Genomic DNA, 18,367 nt, shown 5'->3' with positions numbered 1-18,367 from the left:
CATCCGCGCTTCCATGTTCATTTCACACCGACCTCCGCCTCATGGATCAATCAGGTGGAACGCTGGTTTGCAACCATTACCGAACAATACATCCGCCGCGGCACGCATCGCTCAACCCGACAACTTGAGCAAGCCATCCGCCAATACCTTGACCTGAACAACGCCAACCCCAACCCTTTCGTGTGGACGAAGTCAGCCGATGACATCCTCGCCAGCATCAGGCGATTTTGTCTACGAATTTCTGACTCAGGACACTAGTTGAGGATTGCTTTTTCTTTTACTTATAGCTGCCTTCTGGCGGCCTCCCGCATCGAGCGGGCTTTTTAACACCCCCGCCGGCGGCGCCCGGGTGGATGGCTCTCGCATGATGCTATCCCCTCAGAGCGACGAGGATGCAGAGCAGGCCGGCAAAGTAGATCCGTTGTTCTATGGCGGGGCGGTCCTCAGTGGTGCAGCGCGCCCGATGTGCGAAAAATGGACTCGACTGTTGGGAGGGGGCGAAACGTACCCCACGGCTTGGAGAACCGTCCGACCCTCTGTTGTCCGTCGGCGAGCGGTTGGTGGGAACCGGTGCAAAGTCGAAATGGGCGGCGGCATACACGGCATTGCACGCCGATACTTCTTCCCGTCCTTATAGAAGGTGACCCATTTCCCGTCGCTGACGCATTGGGCGCCGGGAAAAACCTCCTCATGGCCGTTTGGGCCGTCCAGCGGGAAGGGCGCGTGTGGCGTGGCCCAGTAGTGGTCGCTCGGTAAAGCCAAGATCGATTTTCGAGACATTCTTTTCAGTGCTGCCATGCGGTGTCATGTAGCGCACGTTCCCGCCCGCCGTGACGAAACGGATTTGTCAACCCTGCAACGGCGTGACACCGTCGCGAGACATCCTCGTGTAGTCTCACTGCCAATCTCCTCCCTGCTATAAGGTGCAGTTTCGCCATGGCGCAATACCTCCTCCTTGCAGTCCGAGCGTTCGGCGTCGGCACCATCCTTGTGATCATCGCCGTTGTCTCCCGGCAAGTCTATCTGCGGGTCGCCGCGGAAGCTGGCAGTCCCGGCGCTGACGGGGAACCCGCAGCGACGATGTTGATTCGCTGCGAGGCGATGCACAGCCACCTGCAGAATCGGCATATCTCCGAAGGCGCTGTGGACGCTAACGAAATGCCGAGTGCCCGTTGTATGGAGTCCTGAGGACTACCCAATCTGCAGCTTTGCCGCGTGTATGGCCGAAGCGGTCATTCGGGAGCGCTTCCAAGGACAACACCTGCCGCTACTGCTCGATGAGCATGAACTGAGCAACCGATGCCAGACCGTCCCGGTTTCCCCGAAGTGGAGCGAGGCCAAGCAGCGCGGTGCCGCAGTCGGTTCCTGTCGGGTGGAAGGCTCGTTAAAGCCTGGCTGAATGTCGGAGTGAGGGGGGCGATCCGGTAAGCAATTTCCAAGTTCTCTCGTTCCTGAAGCATGTAGAGGCCGACTTCGATGCCGCCAGCAGGCGCGCGCGGCGCTGCAGGGGGAGTTGGAGGCCGAGCACCAGGCCTATGCGGGCTGCGCAGGCGCGTTATGAGGCGGGAACCCGCCAGGTCGAGGCGCTCGAGCGGCAATTGCAGGACTGGCGAACCCAATTCTCGATGGACCTGGCGCGCACCCGCGAGCAAGTGGCCGTCGCGCAGGAGCGCGCCGAGGCCACGGAGCGCTGCGCGAAATCGACCAGGAGCGCATGCTGCGCCAGAAGGCCGAGCAGGCGCTCGCGGCATTGCGCGCTGAGCTGTCGCGGCCGCGCACGGCCGCAGTTCACCCTTTTTCCTGCGGCCTACGCCTTGCCAGGCTCGCGCCCCTCGGCCCCAGCGACGCGACACTCGCGGCCAACCCGCGCGTCACCGCGGCCATGCGACCATAGTCAAGCGTCGCGGGGACATCGTGCGCGGTGTGATAGTGCGGATTGCGCAGGTAGGCGGTGTCCGTCACCATGACGGCCGGATAGCCGAGGCGCCAGAAGGAAGAGTGATCGCTCAACGCGACTCCGGGTACCCACCACGGCAGCGCCGCTGCTTCGAGCGGAAAACTGGACGAGGCCTGGAACGCGTCGACGATCCATCGCAGCCGGCGCGCCGAGCGAAGATTGGAAACGAAGGCGATAAAGTTGCCGCGCGCCGGATAGAAGTAACGTAGTAGAGGTGGATACCTTTGGGTGCCAGGTTCGTCCTGGTAGTAGCCCAGCATCTCGAGCGAAAGCATCAGGCGAATGCGATCCCCGCGCAGCCGCGCGGCTCTCGCGTACCTCAGGCTGCCCATGTCCCCGCGGAAGAAAAACGGCGCTTCCTCGTTCACGAACGCAACGCAGCGCACGGTGTACTGGGGCGAGAGAGCCTGAAGCATGCCCACGATTTCGAGCAGCGCGGCGACGCCGCTGGCGTTGTCATCCGCCCCGGGGCTGTTGCGCACGGTGTCGTAATGCGCGCCCAGTACAATGAATTCGTCAGCCTGAACGCAACCTGCGAGCGCAACCTCGATATTGGCACAGGCGACGCCTCGCACCTGATAGTCCTGACGCGTCACTGCACAGCCACGCCTGGTCCATTGCTGCACGATATAGTCGGCTGCCGCCTGCAGCGCGTCCGGCCGGAACACGTTGCGTTCGCCGATGTCTCGGGCAAGAACTTTCACATGGCGCTCCAACGCCGCAGCCAGGTCGGGGATGTGCGCAGTCAGCATGCAATTCGCTCCCGAGACCGGCCATGCACCGTGATCAACACATCAGCAGGATCGTTGCCAACTCGCCGGGCGTCGCCGTTTCTACTGCGCGGCGAGCCGGGTTGGCGCAAAAAAACATCCTCGCCCGCAGAGACACGAGCCCGACAAATCCGGCCGCAACGGGAACATTATGCACTTCGGCAACGGTGCCAGCCACGGGAGAGACATTGCCGCGGTACTGAATGCGATACATGCAGGATACAAGTTGACGGACAAGTCGAAAGCGTCTCATGACCCCTTTTTCCGAGTTCGCCGACAGCGCATTGCGCCGCGCCGGTCCCCACGCGAGTTCAGGCGCAGGACCGATTCATCAGCCTTGGTGTGACGCAAAGTCCAGAGGCCGTTGCTGCGGCCGGTTGCCGAAGCCCCGCCGCAGTGCTAGGCTGATAGCGTCATCCTCCCGACCGGGCGGAGGCAAGCAAATGGTCGAAGCTTCCGGACTGAAGGCGGGCATGGTCATCATGCTCGACGGCGAACTCCACAGCGTCGCCAGCGCCGAGCACCACGCCGGCGGCGGGCAGCAGGGTGGCGCGGTGTTCGCCAAGGTCAAGAACCTGAAAACCAATCATGCCAAGGCATTGCGGTTACACCCGAGCGACAAGCTCGAGGACATCGCGCTCGAACATAAGGAGATGGAATATCTATACACCGACGGTGTCGCCTTCTACTTCATGAATCCCGACACCTTCGACCAGATCAGTCTGCCCACGGTAACCATCGGCGCATACGAGAGGTTTCTCCAGCCCAATATGCGGATCCCGGTGCAGCTTCACGAGGGCGAGCCGGTCACTATCGCATTTCCCCCGGCTGTCGACTTGACAGTCGTCGCCACGCCGCCCGGGTTGCGCGAGCATGAAACCTCTACCTTCAAGACGGCCACGCTCGAGAACGGCATGGAAGTTCTCGTTCCCCAGTTCATCAAGGAGGGCGACACCGTGCGGATCGACGCCGCATCAGGGAAATACCTTGAGCGCGTCAGACGTGAGGCACGAAAGCCCTGACCGCTACGGCCTCTATCCAGGCTCTGTACGACATTAATCGAACGACCGCTCTCGAAGAGACCGAGCTGCGGGTGAAACGACCGCTGCACGAGGGCACAGCGCCAAATTGGTCCGTAGCGTGTTGAACACGGAAAACTGTCGGTTTGGCTACCCGCCCAGCGCCGCCATGTTCAACCGATGCGAGTGGCCGATCCACATGGCGGCGTCGCGATGATCGCGCAATGCGTCGCCCGTGTTCGGATGGAGAAATATATCCAGCATGCCGTGGTTCAGCGTCAGCCATTCGACAATGCTACCGAAGTGTGCGCGGTCGAACGCGAGCTGATACGACCACAGCGGATGGGGACCTACCGGGCGTTCATGGAAACGGCCTATCTGCGCGACGCCACCGAAGCGTATCGCGATGGCTTCCCTGAACGCCCACGCCGCATCGCGGCTTGAAGCATCGAAATACACATGCGCGTGCCAGTTGACGATCGCCACTGGGTCGAGGTTAGTCATGGTGAGCTCGAGTGTGTGAATGCTGCAATTCTGCTTGCATTCGCCCCGGCCGTCATCCTGCGCGACCAGAAGAGACTACACGAGCCTAAGGCTACGCTGAACAAGCCGGGTGAATTGAGGCGTTCAGGCGGATAACAACGTGCTCGGTCAGGAAAATTGGCTCTGATGACGAGATTTTGGCTTGCCGCCCCCCCAGCGGGGTGTGTCGGCGAGGCGCTCGCCCCGCATTCGCCCTTTATGGGCGGACTGCCCCCATCAGATGTCCTCGGCTCAGGTAAAGATTGGCCAGCGCCAGGGCCGTGAAGGCCCGGCCGGCATTCTTTTTCAGGCCGCGGTAGCGGACTTTGGTGAAGCCCCACAGGCGCTTGACCACGGCAAAGACATGTTCGACCCGGGCACGGATCTTCGATTTGTTTCGGTTCTTCCCGCGTTGCACCTCGTCAATCTGGCCGTTCTTGCGAGTACGCTGATTGGTGAAGTCCTTGGCGTGGGGAGCTTTCGATGCGATCAGCTCCTGCTGACTGGCGTAGGCACTATCACCATAGACACGCTGTTCCTGCCCATGCAGTAACTGGGGCAGCGCATGCTTGTCGTGGACATTGGCCGGCGTCACGACTGCCGAATGGGCCAACCCACTCTGGCTGTCCACGCCAATGTGCAATTTCATGCCAAAGTACCACTGCTGTCCTTTCCGGGTCTGGTGCATCTCGGGGTCGCGCGCCTTCTCTTCATTCTTCGTCGAGCTGGGGGCACCGATGATCGTGGCATCCACAATGGTGCCGGTTTTCAGTTTCACGCCGCTGGCTTGCAGGATCCGGCCCACCTCAGCGAATAAGTGCTCCGCAAGCTTGTGCTTTTCCAACAGGCGGCGAAACTTCAGCAGCGTGGTGGCATCCGGCACCGGTTCACGACCCAGGTCAATCCCGACGAAGCGGCGCAGGCTGGCGCTGTCATACAGCGCCTCTTCGCAGGCCAGATCCGCTAGGTTGAACCAGTGCTGCAAAAAGTGGATGCGCAGCATCCGCTCCAGGCCAATGGGCGGCCGGCCGTTGCCCGCCTTCGGATAGTACGGCTCGATCACCGCGCACAACGCCGCCCACGGCACGATCGTCTCCATCGTCGCCAGAAATGCCTCACGTCGCGTTGACTTACGGTATTGCTCGAATCCCGCCCCTTGATCTGCACCCGCTGCCAACGTCATCTGCTTCATTGTTCATCTCTTGCTGCGCTCGTGATTCTTCAAATAACGCTTCTCCTCACGAATTGGAGGACTTAATCAGCATTGCCCTAATTCGTGGGCTTCGGCGTTAGATTTCCCGGGCACTTACTCGTGTTATACAGGCCGCTCACGAATGTGCTGAGCGAAGGCTTCACCTGGCAGTTTCGGTAATTTTGCATGCGTGCAAGCGTAGCGCGACACCCAACGTGGGCGCACATGAAAGTGCGCCTGGCCAACCGTCTGGCCTGCCGCGCGCCCGTTGAACTGGCCGATGCGGAAGATCAGTTCGTTCTCAGGCATCCAGTGCATCCACTCGTGGCGGTCGAGCAACGCGACAGGCCTGTTCTTCTTCTCATCGAGGACGTAGAAGCGTTCCCACCTGGGCAAGACGGTGCAGGATTTCACATTTAATGGGAGGCGGCGAGCAGGAAGCCGATCGCGCAAACTGCCGCACGTCAAGCGGAAGCATTGCTGTGCGTCTTGACGGCGGCGAAGTGAAAATAGCCCCGGCGGGTTGGACCGGGGCTGTCGGGTAGGTCAGTGCAGTTGACGCTTCAGGTCAGAAAGTTCAGAATGCATCGAACTGACTGCATCCTTGATCCTGGCGTCGAGACCGCCGGCCTGTTGGCAAGCGCGCTCTGCACGATCACCGATCCGTTCAAGATCATCGACGCACTGCCGGATCCGATCCTCATCCTTGGACGACATGACCTTCTTTGCCGATTGACATTCCTTATCGAGCTCATCCACCCAGTTCATCAAGTCTTTTGGAATCGCCGTGTCGGCGTGGCAGGTCCGTGAGGCCTCGCTGATGGTTTGCTGCAGATGAGTAAAACGCCTTTGGATTTCACTGGCTTGCAACATGATGCCCCCTTCTTGAACATCAGTTCCAGATGAATTCAGGCAGCAGATGACGGTGTGTTGCCCGTGCCATCGTCATTCGCCCGCTTCAATCGACTGCCGGCGACGTTGCATTGCGTCAAAGCGGCACGCGAGCACGCGAAAGACGTTCTTTTAGTGTAGGTCATAATCGCTCGCCTGCTCCGATGTGTCCCCGAGGCGCTAGCCATCAGGTTTCGGATGTGACGCGACGAAGCGGTCACTCGCCGTGACGGCTACCGGGAAAGTACAAATGACCGCAAAGGCTGATGATGACCGGCCGAACGCTTATGCCCCACTCCAGGCTGACTTCTGCTGGAGGTACTTCAGCAGCCTGCCAGGTTTCACGCTGCTATCTCCGTTCTCAATCGCCGCGGAAGTGGCGGCTGGCGAATTGTTAGCGATTCCCGTTGAAAACCCTTTACTCCAGAATCAGCGCCGGCACCGGGCCGATCAGGTGGCGTGCGTCTTCGGGATTCGCGGTTACAGGATGGAGATTTCATTATCCTCTTGAGGGTGAACTGATCCTAGCCCCACTTTGGCGCGCTCTCCCTTTTGAGGGTGGTCGACGGTGAACCATGTCACCGTGGCCATTCATGAAATTACGCGCAGCAAATTATTGCCCGCCGCGGGTCTCCGCAAGTGCGATCGTCAAGTGCTGCACCTTCTTTTTCAGCTGATCCCGCTCTTCTGTGAGCTCTGTAACCAATAGCGTCAGGCGGTGAATTGCAAGTTGATCGGGTGTGGCGTCGCTGGGTGGGGGCGCCGGTTCAGGCTTGACTGGCAGTCGGGCCTCGCGCACCTGTCTCGCCACCTGGCGCAGTTCCTTCTTGCCTCCAGCAACAGCCGCTACCTGCTTCTCGCCAGGCAAGGAGGCTACGGCAGCCGCAGCATTAATAGAAATCACGCCCGCCTTTACTGCGCTGACCAGCTCGGGCGCAGCCGTCTTCTGGATTCTCTCGATCTGACCAAGCGTCGCACTGCTCACCCGCGCCGTGCGCGCAACCGCCTCGCGAGTCCACGCTGGATCGGCCCCGGATTGCGTGGCGACATCAGCCCCGGCAGGCTTTGCAGAGCATTGCTGGGCTCGCGCATGTGCCAGACGCGCGGATACGATTTCCTTCTTCCGCAGAGCGAGCACGCCTCGTTGGAAATCCGATACGCTGCGCCGCCCGAGGTGATTGTCGATCATCCACAGGTGCACATCGTCCATGGACTGGAACGTCTGGTTCTGTACCGTATTGAAAGGGATGCCGTGCTTCTGGCAGATGCTGTGGCGGTTATGTCCGTCCACAAGAAGATTGCCCCACAACACCAGTGCATCCCGGCACCCTTCGGAGAGTAAGCTGCGTTCTAGTGCCGCGTATTCGTCTTCTGTCAGTGGATCGATATAGGCACGGAGGTCTTCGTTGATAGTGATCGTCATGGGCCAAACAAAAAAACGGTAGCACAGTAGTTTACACGCTGCTGCCTTCTTCAAGCCGTGTGGCAATCCTGCATTCTTCGGAAGCCGCGCCAGAATACCGTACGTTGCTTTGCGCGCCATACTTCAATGTCTGCTTTGGGACTCGAAGCGCTTGCTGCACATGGGGCGGAATCCGGCCATGGGCGGCCTCTCATTCCCTAGAAGAGTCGATCGGTCTTCCGTCCGCTCCCCGCCGCATGCGCCAGTGCGGTTTGCGCGGCGCCATGCGCGGCAAGCCGGTGCGCACGAAGATTGGCGACAAGATGGCTGCATGCCCGCTGGATCGGGTCAACCGGCAGTTCCAGGCACAGTGGCCAAACCAGCTGTGGCGGTTCAATCGCAAGCCAGCCACCAGCTGCCATGGCCATCAAAGCGCCGCGTTGCACCTTCACTGAGATCCGATTTCACCGGTCAGCCAACACCACTGACCACTGAAAAGGGGATTGATTCACGACCCCGTCAATCGCGCGAAATCGGTCGGGCTGCCCGAGGAGACTTCGTCCGTTCGAGCGAGACCCCAGTACCTCGGATGCTCGCAGAGTCGGGCGACCGAGGTGCGGCGGCGACTCCTGGCGGAGTTGGCCGGCACACCGGGCGGCGTGCGCTAAATGTGTCCGGCGAACACATTGGCAGGGTATTCAGCCGTTGCTATCTACCCAATGCTTAGCCCATCCATGAGCTGCTGCCTTAGCCTCCTCCGGCGTGGGATAGGTGGTGCCTACAGCGCCGGCCTCCAGGACAACGGCACCGTCCTCCCAAATATCGCAGGATGCTTTGTACAGACCGCCAGTGACCAAGTGACAAAAAATGTGGATCACGTGGCCCTTGAACTCAAAGATGTCGGTTGCCAGGGCATCAGATCGTTTGCCGGCGCTACTCGCTTCGTCAGCCTGCCGAATGCTGGCGTCGTCATGCGCCCCACCAGTGATCTGCTTCTGGCTCTGGCGCGCGAGTGCAAAGCATGCCCCCGCGAGCGCAGCACCAAGTACTACGCCAGCGCCGAACCAACTGATCCGAGCCTCGAACCGTGGCATGTCGGTCTCCAGAGAAGGACGCCGCAGGTACGTCTTTAGTGAATCCTAGCATCACCGAAGTAGCACAACGAACCATCGAATTGACCTGCAGAACTCGAGAGGCGAAATGACCACAATCTTCATTCTATTGGCGCAGTATGGGGCAACCGCCGTGGTGCCCATCGACATGGTGGCGCGGGACTACTTCTCGCACCTGAGCGCCGAGAAGCTATTGCGCAAAGTCAGCCAGGGAGAAATTCGCCTTCCGGTCGTACGAATTGAGGCGTCGAACAAGAGCGCCAAGGGCGTCCACGTCCAAGATCTAGCGAAGTACATCGATGAGCGCCGGGCTGCAGCGCAGAAGGAATGCGAACAACTTTGTGGCTAACGAGCGGGGCGCGCTGTAGGCGAATCCACCTAACATCCGGCTCACGGCGGGGCGCCCCGCCGGGTGGATCCATTACGCAGCAAGGGAGCGCGGGCAGTTCTGTGGCCCCAGCCCGCCACCGCTGCATCGAGCGGCGCAGTGCCAGATTGGCCCATCCGCCATCGACAGCCGGGCGACACATTCATTAAGTTCACGACCTCAGTCCCCCTCAGCCCGCCCGCAATTCCGCCCGCACCGAATGCGCCCGCCGATGCGCGCCCGGCGTCTGGCCCGTATGGCGGCGCACCAGGTTGCGGAAGGCGGACATGTCCTGGTAGCCGCATTGTTCGGCAATGGCGGTCAGGCTGAGCGTGGAGACTTCCAGCAGATGGCAGGCGCGCTCAGCCCGCAACCTGTGCAGGAACTGCAGCGGCGACATGCCCACTGTCTTCATGAAATGCCGCAGCAGTGTGCGTTCGCTGGTGGACGCCACCGCTGCCAGCCGGGACAGGTCATAGGGCTCGGCCAGATGTTGCTGCAGGTAGCGGCGCGCGCGCAGCACCACGCTGAGGCGCGGGGCATCGCCCGTCTTCAGCCAGATGTTGACTGCCTCGCCGCGCTCGGGCTGGTCCAGTAGGGCATTGCCCAGCGTACGGGCCAGAGGGTTGCCGGCGATATGCGCCACCGCCTGCAGCAACAGCGCATGCATGCGATCCAGCGCGCGGGAACTGAGCAGGTTGCCGCTCTTGACCACTGGCTGGTCGGCCTGCAACCGTCGCGCGGGTTCGCTCAGCCGCATCCAGTTGGCAATCAGCCACGGCACCGCCAGCTTGCGCTGCGCCGGCAAATCCATGGCTACCAGAAGTGCCACTGCCGTGAACGGCGCCACCACCAGCGCGCCCCGCGTAGCAGCTGCCGCAATGGCGGCTCGTTCGCGGTCCAGTAGCGACAGCACATGTTCGAGCCCGGCGATGTGGTCAAACAACGGTGGCGCGATCACCACCATGGCGTCCTTGCCTGCGCCGGCCAGTTCTTCCAGCGGCACGCACGGGCAGCGCAGCACGCTGGCCAGCGCCTGCCAGCGTTGCGGCTCGGCTACCGCCAGCCGCCAGCGAAAAGGCGCCGCCGTGCCGCGCCGCCGGCTTTGCATAGAGGCCAGCGTGTTGGCAATGTCCAGCATGTCGACCGCGGTGGAAAGGGCGGAGACAATGGCCGAGGGGTAGCACAGCAGATAGGCGTCCGACATGGCGCGGCGGGTTGTGGTTGGGAAGGTGCCTGCCCGATGGCGGGAACGCCACCAATTGTGGCGGAATCCGCTCTACCTGTCACGGCCCCGATGCCCGACCATGTCAGTGGCACCCTGGCGCGTCGCCTCTTGGCGCGCAACGTTCCACGGGCCCAAAGAGACAAGAACGAGGAGACAACACAATGAAGCAATGCATCATGCGCGGCGCGACCGCACTTGGCGGCGCCGTGCTGGCGGCCGCCACCCTGGGCGGCTGCGCCACCGCAGGCAGCGACAGCGCCAACTGGAGCGAAAGTGGCCTCAACGCCGAGATCCGCCGCACCGCCTACGGCATTCCCCATATCAAGGCCAACGACTACGCCAGCCTGGCCTTTGGCATGGGCTACGCATACGCGCAGGACAACGTCTGCCTGATGGCCGACCAGGTCGTCACGGTCAGCGGCGATCGCTCGCGCGTGTTCGGCCCCGACGAAAGTACCGAGGTGTCATTCAAACGCATCAAGAACAGCGAATCCGACGCATTCTTCCGCGCCATCATCGACGACGACGCCCTGCGCGCCGGCTACGCGCAGGCCTCGCCAGAGGCGCGCGAACTGCTGCGCGGCTATATCGCTGGCTACAACCGCTACCTGCGCGATACCCCGCCCGCCCAACGCCCGTCAGGCTGCCGCAACGCTGACTGGGTGCGGCCCGTTACCGCCATCGACATGTTCCGCCTGGCCGAGGAGAAGAGCATCCAAGCCAGCGCCGGCGCGCTGGCAGCGGGTATTGTCGCCGCTGAGCCGCCCAAGGCCGTGGGCAGTGCCAAGACCGCGCAGCAGGCGGGGGCGGTGGACATAGCCAGCATCGACATCGAAGCCGTCAACAACGACCTGCAGCTGCTGGATCCGCCCATCGGCAGCAACGGCTGGGCCTTTGGCAAGGACGCCACCACTAACGGGCGAGGCCTGCTGCTGGGAAATCCGCATTTTCCGTGGACCACCACCAATCGTTTTTTTGAAGCGCACCTGACCATACCGGGCAAGCTGGACGTCATGGGCGCGTCCATTGCATCGTTCCCCATCATCAGCATCGGCTTCAACAAGGACGTGGCCTGGACGCACACCGTGTCCACCGCCCGCCGCTTCACGCTGTATGAGCTGAAACTGGCCGAAGGCGACCCCACCACCTACCTGGTGGACGGCGCGCCGCGCAAGATGACCCCGCGCACCGTCAGCTATGCGGCAAAACTGCCCGACGGCCGTACCGAGCAGCGCTCGCACACCTTCTACATGACCGAATACGGCCCGGTGCTGTCCATGCCAGCGGCCGGCCTGCCGTGGTCCGCGCAAAAGGCCTACACGCTGCGCGACGCCAACCGCAACAACACGCGTTCGGTCGACACCTGGCTTGATATCGGCCGCGCGCGCGACGTGGCTGGCATCCGCACCGCCATTGGCCGCCTGGGCATTCCGTGGGTCAACACCATTGCCACCGACCGCGAAGGCCGCGCCATGTTTGCCGATGTATCGGTCGCGCCCAACGTATCGGCCGCCATGCTCAAGCAATGCGCGCCGGCCGGCGACAGCGCCGTGCTGGCCACCAAGCTGATGCAGGGCACCGGCATGGTCCTGCTGGACGGCACGCGGGCTAGCTGCAACTGGACGGTGGACGCGGCATCGCCAGTACCGGGGCTGGTGGCCCCCAACGCCATGCCCATGCTGGTACGCGATGACTTTGTCGCCAACAGCAATGACAGCTCGTGGCTGTCTAACCCCCGCCAGAAGCTGACTGGCTTCTCACCAGTGCTTGGTCCCACCGAAGTTGCGCAACGCCTGCGCACGCGCGTTGGCCTGATGGAAATCGGCCGCCGCCTCTCGGGCGAGGACGGCCTGCCCGGTAACCGCTTTGACGTGCCTGGCTTGCAGGCCGTGCTGTTCCGCGACCGCAACCTCTCAGGCGAACTCGTGCTGGATGACCTGCTCAATGCCTGCCTCGGCACCAAAGACGCGGACCTGAGCGACGGCTGCGCGGCGCTGCGCAAGTGGAACCGCCACAGCAACCTCGACAGCCGCGCCGCACCGCTGTTCCGCGAATTCTGGATGCGCGCCAGCAAGATCCCCAAGGTCTACGCCATCGAGTTCAACCCCACCGATCCGGTCAACACCCCGCGCGGACTGCGTATGCGCGATGAGTCTGTTCGCACAGAGGTCTTCAAGGCACTGAAGGACGCCGTGCAAGCCATGCGCGCCGCCGGCTTTGCGCTGGATGCGCCGCTGGGCCAAGTGCAGGCCGCCACGGCGCCGGCTGGCCGCATCGCCCTGCACGGCGGTGAGGAATATGAAGGCGTGCTCAACAAGCTGCAAAGCCGCCCGGTGTCGGACAAGGGTCTGCAGGTCTACTTTGGGACCAGCTACGTGCAGACCGTAGGCTTTGACGAGCAAGGGCCGGTCGCCGAGGCGCTGCTGGTGTACGGCCAGTCTGTAGATCAGCAGTCGCCGCACGCCTTTGATCAGATGGCGGAGTACTCCGCCAAGCGGTGGGTGCGGCTGCCGTTCAGCGAGCAGACAATTGCGGCGGACCCGCAGTTGAAGGTAACGCGGCTGAGCCAGTAAGCCGGCGGCGTTGGGAGCGGGCCGGCCGGCCCCGCGCCGCCATCGATAGGCGATGTCCGCCCGCCGTCTGTTGACGTAAGACGGCGATGCCTGTCCTGCCCGCTGGCAGGACAGGCCGGCTGAGCGGCCAGAGACGTAGAACAAACTGACGAATGCCGACTGCCGAGCAAGCCGCGACCCTTACCTGTCAGGGGAGACCCCTCGATGAACCTTTGTTGTTGGTATTAAAAATGAATATTTTATGCTTAAAGAGTATTGGCAAATTCGCGTAACCGTCGGACGACGGTGAGCGTATTTCTTGTCAGGCGATTGCCTCAGAAATTCAGGGATCTGGGGAGATGGCGCGAAGTGACGTTGTTCAAGGCGATACCAATCCGATCGTCTTTTGAGGTCTTATTCTTATTCTTAGCCAATCTAAAATATATTCGGATTTCGTATCTACTGACCATCACCGCTTTTACGAAATGCTGGAGAAAAATCAAGAAAAACGATTGACCCCCGTAGTGAGAAACGGCGTCTGCCAGGTGCCACTGGCTTTCCTAGTCTCGACGCCTCTGGGTGTCGCTCGGCAGTTCATTGAAGCGCGCCGCGTAGTAGGCAGCGAAGCGACCTAGATGCCCGAACCCATACGCCAGCGCGGTCTCGGTGATGCTGGCGCCGGGATCAAGTAGCAAGCGCGTGCGCACGGCGTCCAGGCGCGCGTTGCGCAACAGTTCCATCGGTGCGATGCCGGTATAGCGATGGCATAGGGTATTCAGCGTGCGGCAACTCACTCTGGCAACGCTGGCCAGATCCTCAAGCGAGACCGGCGCGCAGAGGTGGGACTCGATATATGCGATGACGGCGTCCATCTGGCGCGTACCGCGGCTCGCGTGGGCATCGTCAGTCTCGCTTGGCAGCATGGTGTGGTCACGAGAGGCGGTCAGCGGCGCAACTTCCGCCGGCTGGTGCAGTAGCAGGAACAACGCCAGGTGACGTTCAAAGTGGTCTACCCACTTGGCATGCGCGGCTGCGTCAGCGGCGGGCGGGAGCAGGTTCAGCATCGAATGCGCGAGCAGTTCCCAGTGCGTTTCGAGCGCTCGCGGCAGCAGGAAGCCCGGCACCAGGTCAATGCGTTCGTCTTCTTCGCATGCCATGGCCTCGCGCAGCAGGCTGTGCGGAACCCGCACGATCATCTGCTGGTTGCCAGGGCTCCAACGCAGGCGAATGCGTTCCTTCGGTGCGAGCACGGCAGTGCGTCCTTCCGCAACCCAGAGCCGATGCCCATCGCATTCGATCTCGGCGCCGCCGTGCAGGGAGGTATGGACCAGTACAAAATCATCGAACGGGCGTGCCGAGACTTCGACTTCGGCGCCATAGCGTAGCGCGTAGGTTTTCAAGCGGTAGAGTTCGCCCTTGAACATCGCGGCATCCGGCGCGCCAGGTTTCCACCGCAGGACATGGTCGGCGAGTTCGCGGGCGACCTGCTCGTGCGCCTCGACGTGCACATCCGAGTGGAAGAGCGGATTCCTGTACAAGGCCGACAGGGCGGGGGTCCGCGGCGAGAGTGGCATCTTTTGTCCCCATTCTGACTTTACGGCAGATTCCATGCGACGCATAAGACGCTAGCGCCGCAGCGCTGCCTGGTCGCATTCGCTGTATCGCCAAGTAGCGTACGCGAGGACCGGATCGCCTTTCATCCTGGAACCGCTACATAAGACCCAGATTCATTGACTAGGGGTCGGTCGCCCCTCTTATGCGCCTTATCTTGCCACAGCGCCCGCGGCAGAAGTAGTGCCCGTGCGAGGCTGTAATGCAGCTTTGCCGGAATCGGATAGACGCCGGCAGCATCGCTGCCGTTATCGGATAGCCCCGCCGCGAATCGCAAGAAGCGGACTTGCCCGCGCCACAAGTTCACCATTTCCGGATAGTCCGCGGCACGGCGGATTTCTACACTGTCTCCATTCGATAACACACATAACTTCACGGAGACAGCGATGTCAGATTCTCCACAGATCGCGGAGAGCGCCGCCAGCCGGCAGGTGTTCTTCCCCCAGACGGACGGCTCTTGCGTCCCCTACAGCGTCTTCAACTCACAGGAGGTCTACGACCGGGAGCAGGAGCGCATCTATCGCGGGCCGTACTGGAGCTTCGTGGCTCTGGCCTGCGAGATTCCCGCCCTCAATGACTTCAAGAGTACCTTTGTCGGCGATACACCGGTGGTGGTAACGCGCACCGCCAACGGATTCGCTTGCTGGGTCAATCGCTGCGCGCATCGCGGCGCCATGGTCTGTCGCGAGAAATATGGGAATGCGGAATCGCATACCTGTGTCTATCACCAGTGGAACTATTCGTGCGAGGGCGACCTGCAAGGGGTGCCGTTCCGCCGCGGCCAGAAGCAAGGCGCGGTCACGCTCGTCGGCATGGCAAAGGCCTTCGACCCCAAGGCACACGGCCTGCAGAAGCTGCGCGTCGAAGAGTACAAGGGCCTGCTCTTCGCCACCTTCAGCGACGAGACACCGCCACTGCCCGAATACCTGGGCGCCGAGATGCGTCCCTGGGTGGATCGCGTATTCCACAAGCCCATCGTGTACCTGGGTTGTACGCGCCAGTATTCAAAGTCGAACTGGAAGCTCTATCTGGAGAACGTGAAGGATCCGTATCACGCGAGCCTGCTGCATCTCTTCCACACCACGTTCAACATTTTCCGTGTCGGCATGAGCGCGCGCTCCATTCCGGATGCGACGCACGGCCTGCACAGCCTGATCACGGTGACCAAGCCGAAGGTCGACACCAATACCGCGGCGGCGTACACCGACCAGAAGATCCGCTCCATGCAGGACGGCTTCGCGCTCGAGGATCCCTACGTGTTGGGGCAGATCTCCGAGTTCGAAGAAGACTGCACCAACCATATCCAGCCGCTCTTCCCGCAACTGGTCATCCAGCAGATCCACAACACGTTGGTTGCCCGCCAGTTGTTGCCGAAGGGTCCGAGCAACTTCGAGCTGGTGTTTCACTTCTTCGGCTACGAGGACGACACCCCGGAGCTGCGCGAGCTGCGGCTTCTGCAGGCCAACCTCGTCGGCCCGGCGGGCTTTATCTCGATGGAGGATACCGAGGCCACCGAACTGGTGCAGCGTGGCACCGTCCGGGATGGCGACAAGACTTCCTATATGGGCATGGGCCTGGATGCGCCCGAGCAGACCAACAGCAATATCACCGAAAACCTGATTCGCCGCTTCTGGGCGGGATATCAGCGGGCGATGGGGTACTGAGATGGAAAAGAACCTGCAGATCTGGTGGGAGCTGAGCGAGCTGCAAAGCCGCTATGTTCACGCGATCGACAACAACCTGCTCGAGGCTTGGCCGGGCTTCTTCACGGAGGATGGCACGTACACGATCATCTCGCGCGAGAACGCCGACCGCGGCCTGCCGGCGCCGGTGATCCACTGCCGCAACCAGATGATGATGCGCGACCGCATCGTCGCGCTGCGCCACGCAAACATCTTTGAAGCACATGCCTATCGCCATGCACTAGGCGGCCTGGTGATCGAGTCGATGAGCGACGAGGAAGTGCGCACGCTGTCGAGCTATATCGTCGTCAATACGGGCGCGGCCGGCGAGAGCGTCGTGTACCAGGCGGGCTGCTATCGCGACACCGTCGTCAAGCAGGACGGCGAGTGGCGCTACAAGGAAAAACGGGTCATCTATGACACCTCGCGTGTCCAGACCCTTCTCGCTACGCCGATCTAGGAGCGGTTCCCATGAGTACATGGCATGACGTCGGCGCGGCCGACGAATTCATCGAGGACGAGCCGCGCGCGGTCGAGGCGGCAGGCTTGCCGGTCGCGGTGTTCCGAGTAGGCGAGGAGCTCTTCGCGCTGCACGACCTGTGCACGCACGAGCGCGTGCCATTGTCGGAAGGCTTTGTCGAAGACGGCTGCGTCGAGTGCCCGCTTCATCAGGGCTTGTTCGACCTCCGTACTGGCGAAGCGCGCAAGGCGCCGTGCGTGAAGCCGGTCCAGACCTATCCCCTGCGTGTGGCGGACGGCCGGGTGCAGATCCAGGTCCTGCCGCAAGTCGTAGCGGCCACCTGAACGCCTGGAGTGCCATGAATATGAACCTCACCACAATCGTCGTCATCGGTGCCGGCCAGGCCGGAAGCTGGGCGGCGCGCACACTGCGCGACGAGGGCTTCATGGGCAGGATCGTGCTGATCGGTGACGAGGCGCGTCCCCCCTATGAACGCCCGCCGCTGTCCAAGGCGATACTTTCTGGCGACGCAACGCCGGAAAGCGTGCATCTGTTGAGCGCCGAGACGATGGCCACGCTATCGATCGAGTGGATGGGGAGCACACGAGTCGCCCGGCTGGACCGCGCGGCAAAGCGGGTTACGCTCACTGACGGGCAGACCATTGGCTACAGCAGGCTTGTGCTGTGTACCGGCGGCCGTGCCCGCGCGCTCGATGTTCCCGGCGCGAGCCTGCCGGGCGTGCATGTGTTGCGCACGATTGACGATGCCCTGCGCCTGGCGCCCGCGCTGCGCCCCGGCACCCGCGTTGCCGTCGTTGGCGGTGGCTGGATCGGCCTGGAGGTGGCCGCTACCGCGCGTCAGCGCGGCGCGCAAGCGACTGTGATCGAGGCGATGCGCCGGCTATGCGAGCGTAGCGTACCGTCCGCGCTGTCGGAGCGGCTGCTTGACCTGCACACGGCACACGGCACCAACGTGCTGCTGGAGGCCAATGTCGCCAGCTTCGCGCGCATGGCGGACGGCGCCCTCATGGTCAAGTTGACCGATGGCCGCGAGATCGTCTGCGACGTCGCGGTGGTGGGCATCGGCCTGGTTCCCAACGACGAACTGGCCCGCGCGGCTGGACTGCATTGCGACGGCGGCGTGTTGGTCGACGCACAGTGCCGGACCAGCGATCCCGACGTGTTCGCTGCCGGAGACCTCGCGGTCGCGCGCAACGGCTGGGCCGGGCGCAACATGCGGCTCGAGTCGTGGCAGAACGCGCAGGAGCAGGGGATCGCGGCGGCAAAGTCGGTGCTCGGCGTTGCCGTGCACTATGACCCCTTGCCGTGGTTCTGGTCCGACCAATACGGCGTGAACCTGCAGATCTACGGCGTGCCGTCGCCATCCCATCAAGTGGTCGTACGCGACCTGTCAGCGGCGGGTGCCTTCATCTTCTTCTACCTGGAAGGCGAACGGGTGGTGGCCGCGCTGGGCGGCAACGCCGCCCGCGACCTGCGTTTTGCGCGCCGCCTGATCGAGAGACGCACTCCTGTCAGTCCGGATAGCCTGGCTGATGAAAGCGTGCCACTGGCCAAGCTTTGACAGCCATCGAGAGATAGAAA

Annotated in this window: 18 protein-coding genes and 2 pseudogenes; 11 read left to right on the top strand and 9 right to left on the bottom strand. The window is 62.2% G+C overall.

Annotation, left to right across the window (positions count from 1 at the left end; genetic code table 11):
- Positions 1 to 258, top strand: a pseudogene (locus ACGLHR_RS12920) (IS630 family transposase); the annotation flags it as partial.
- A 678-nt stretch (positions 259 to 936) separates the two neighbouring features.
- Positions 937 to 1,188, top strand: a complete 252-nt coding sequence (locus ACGLHR_RS12915) for a hypothetical protein (protein ID WP_400094254.1) — start codon at positions 937 to 939, stop codon at positions 1,186 to 1,188.
- 600 nt (positions 1,189 to 1,788) lie between these two features.
- Here the strand turns inward: ACGLHR_RS12915 and ACGLHR_RS12910 are convergent.
- Positions 1,789 to 2,709 (bottom strand): M28 family peptidase, encoded by a 921-nt coding sequence (locus tag ACGLHR_RS12910; RefSeq protein ID WP_400094253.1) that lies wholly within the window; start codon positions 2,707 to 2,709, stop codon positions 1,789 to 1,791.
- A 461-nt stretch (positions 2,710 to 3,170) separates the two neighbouring features.
- Here ACGLHR_RS12910 and ACGLHR_RS12905 point away from each other — a divergent pair, with 461 nt between their 5' ends.
- A complete protein-coding gene (locus ACGLHR_RS12905) occupies positions 3,171 to 3,749 on the top strand; it encodes an elongation factor P (protein WP_400094252.1) in 579 nt (192 codons plus the stop codon).
- 147 nt (positions 3,750 to 3,896) lie between these two features.
- Here ACGLHR_RS12905 and ACGLHR_RS12900 read toward each other — a convergent pair whose 3' ends face one another.
- The 4 genes from ACGLHR_RS12900 to ACGLHR_RS12885 form a co-directional block, all read right to left on the bottom strand.
- A complete protein-coding gene (locus ACGLHR_RS12900) occupies positions 3,897 to 4,250 on the bottom strand; it encodes a DOPA 4,5-dioxygenase family protein (RefSeq protein WP_400094250.1) in 354 nt (117 codons plus the stop codon).
- 235 nt (positions 4,251 to 4,485) lie between these two features.
- Positions 4,486 to 5,460 (bottom strand): IS5 family transposase, encoded by a 975-nt coding sequence (locus tag ACGLHR_RS12895; protein ID WP_400094248.1) that lies wholly within the window; start codon positions 5,458 to 5,460, stop codon positions 4,486 to 4,488.
- A 123-nt stretch (positions 5,461 to 5,583) separates the two neighbouring features.
- A complete protein-coding gene (locus ACGLHR_RS12890) occupies positions 5,584 to 5,874 on the bottom strand; it encodes an HIT family protein (protein ID WP_400094246.1) in 291 nt (96 codons plus the stop codon).
- A gap of 132 nt (positions 5,875 to 6,006) precedes the next feature.
- Complete coding sequence (locus tag ACGLHR_RS12885; protein ID WP_400094244.1) at positions 6,007 to 6,333, bottom strand: hypothetical protein; 327 nt, start codon at positions 6,331 to 6,333, stop codon at positions 6,007 to 6,009.
- Between the two features lie 268 nt (positions 6,334 to 6,601).
- On the opposite strand from ACGLHR_RS12885, the gene ACGLHR_RS12880 reads away from it, so the two are divergent.
- A complete protein-coding gene (locus tag ACGLHR_RS12880) occupies positions 6,602 to 6,862 on the top strand; it encodes a hypothetical protein (protein ID WP_400094242.1) in 261 nt (86 codons plus the stop codon).
- 102 nt (positions 6,863 to 6,964) lie between these two features.
- On the opposite strand, the gene ACGLHR_RS12875 is transcribed toward ACGLHR_RS12880, so the two are convergent.
- A complete protein-coding gene (locus ACGLHR_RS12875; RefSeq protein WP_400094240.1) occupies positions 6,965 to 7,774 on the bottom strand; it encodes a hypothetical protein in 810 nt (269 codons plus the stop codon).
- A gap of 230 nt (positions 7,775 to 8,004) precedes the next feature.
- Between ACGLHR_RS12875 and ACGLHR_RS12870 the strand changes: the two are divergent.
- Positions 8,005 to 8,142, top strand: a pseudogene (locus ACGLHR_RS12870) (IS3 family transposase); the annotation flags it as partial.
- Between the two features lie 309 nt (positions 8,143 to 8,451).
- Here ACGLHR_RS12870 and ACGLHR_RS12865 read toward each other — a convergent pair.
- Positions 8,452 to 8,847 carry a hypothetical protein gene (locus tag ACGLHR_RS12865; RefSeq protein WP_400094238.1) on the bottom strand — a complete coding sequence of 132 codons (396 nt, stop codon included), beginning with the start codon at positions 8,845 to 8,847 and terminating at the stop codon, positions 8,452 to 8,454.
- Positions 8,848 to 8,953: 106 nt separating this feature from the next.
- Here ACGLHR_RS12865 and ACGLHR_RS12860 point away from each other — a divergent pair, with 106 nt between their 5' ends.
- Positions 8,954 to 9,214, top strand: coding sequence for a pyocin activator PrtN family protein (locus tag ACGLHR_RS12860; RefSeq protein WP_400094236.1), 261 nt, complete (start codon positions 8,954 to 8,956; stop codon positions 9,212 to 9,214).
- Between the two features lie 208 nt (positions 9,215 to 9,422).
- Here ACGLHR_RS12860 and ACGLHR_RS12855 read toward each other — a convergent pair whose 3' ends face one another.
- Entirely contained in the window at positions 9,423 to 10,439 is a 1,017-nt protein-coding gene (locus ACGLHR_RS12855; protein WP_400094235.1) for a helix-turn-helix domain-containing protein, read from the bottom strand.
- Between the two features lie 182 nt (positions 10,440 to 10,621).
- On the opposite strand from ACGLHR_RS12855, the gene ACGLHR_RS12850 reads away from it, so the two are divergent.
- On the top strand, positions 10,622 to 13,033 hold the full coding sequence (locus ACGLHR_RS12850; protein WP_400094234.1) for an acylase: 2,412 nt from the start codon (positions 10,622 to 10,624) through the stop codon (positions 13,031 to 13,033).
- Between the two features lie 539 nt (positions 13,034 to 13,572).
- On the opposite strand, the gene ACGLHR_RS12845 is transcribed toward ACGLHR_RS12850, so the two are convergent.
- Entirely contained in the window at positions 13,573 to 14,586 is a 1,014-nt protein-coding gene (locus ACGLHR_RS12845) for an AraC family transcriptional regulator (protein ID WP_400094232.1), read from the bottom strand.
- 423 nt (positions 14,587 to 15,009) lie between these two features.
- Between ACGLHR_RS12845 and andAc the strand changes: the two genes are divergently transcribed.
- The 4 genes from andAc to ACGLHR_RS12825 are packed head-to-tail and all read left to right on the top strand — an operon-like array spanning position 15,010 to position 18,347.
- On the top strand, positions 15,010 to 16,287 hold the full coding sequence (andAc, locus tag ACGLHR_RS12840; protein WP_400094231.1) for an anthranilate 1,2-dioxygenase large subunit AndAc: 1,278 nt from the start codon (positions 15,010 to 15,012) through the stop codon (positions 16,285 to 16,287).
- A 1-nt stretch (position 16,288) separates the two neighbouring features.
- On the top strand, positions 16,289 to 16,765 hold the full coding sequence (andAd, locus tag ACGLHR_RS12835; protein ID WP_267602965.1) for an anthranilate 1,2-dioxygenase small subunit AndAd: 477 nt from the start codon (positions 16,289 to 16,291) through the stop codon (positions 16,763 to 16,765).
- Positions 16,766 to 16,776: 11 nt separating this feature from the next.
- Positions 16,777 to 17,109: an anthranilate 1,2-dioxygenase ferredoxin subunit AndAb gene (gene andAb / locus ACGLHR_RS12830; protein WP_400094229.1), complete on the top strand. Its 333-nt coding sequence runs from the start codon at positions 16,777 to 16,779 to the stop codon at positions 17,107 to 17,109.
- Positions 17,110 to 17,123: 14 nt separating this feature from the next.
- Complete coding sequence (locus ACGLHR_RS12825; RefSeq protein WP_400094227.1) at positions 17,124 to 18,347, top strand: NAD(P)/FAD-dependent oxidoreductase; 1,224 nt, start codon at positions 17,124 to 17,126, stop codon at positions 18,345 to 18,347.
- The last annotated feature ends 20 nt before the right edge of the window (positions 18,348 to 18,367 follow it).

Origin of the sequence: Cupriavidus sp. CuC1, assembly GCF_044627735.1 — a bacterium.
Taxonomy (GTDB): Bacteria; Pseudomonadota; Gammaproteobacteria; order Burkholderiales; family Burkholderiaceae; genus Cupriavidus; species Cupriavidus ulmosensis.
This window is presented reverse-complemented; position numbering and strand designations above follow the sequence as displayed.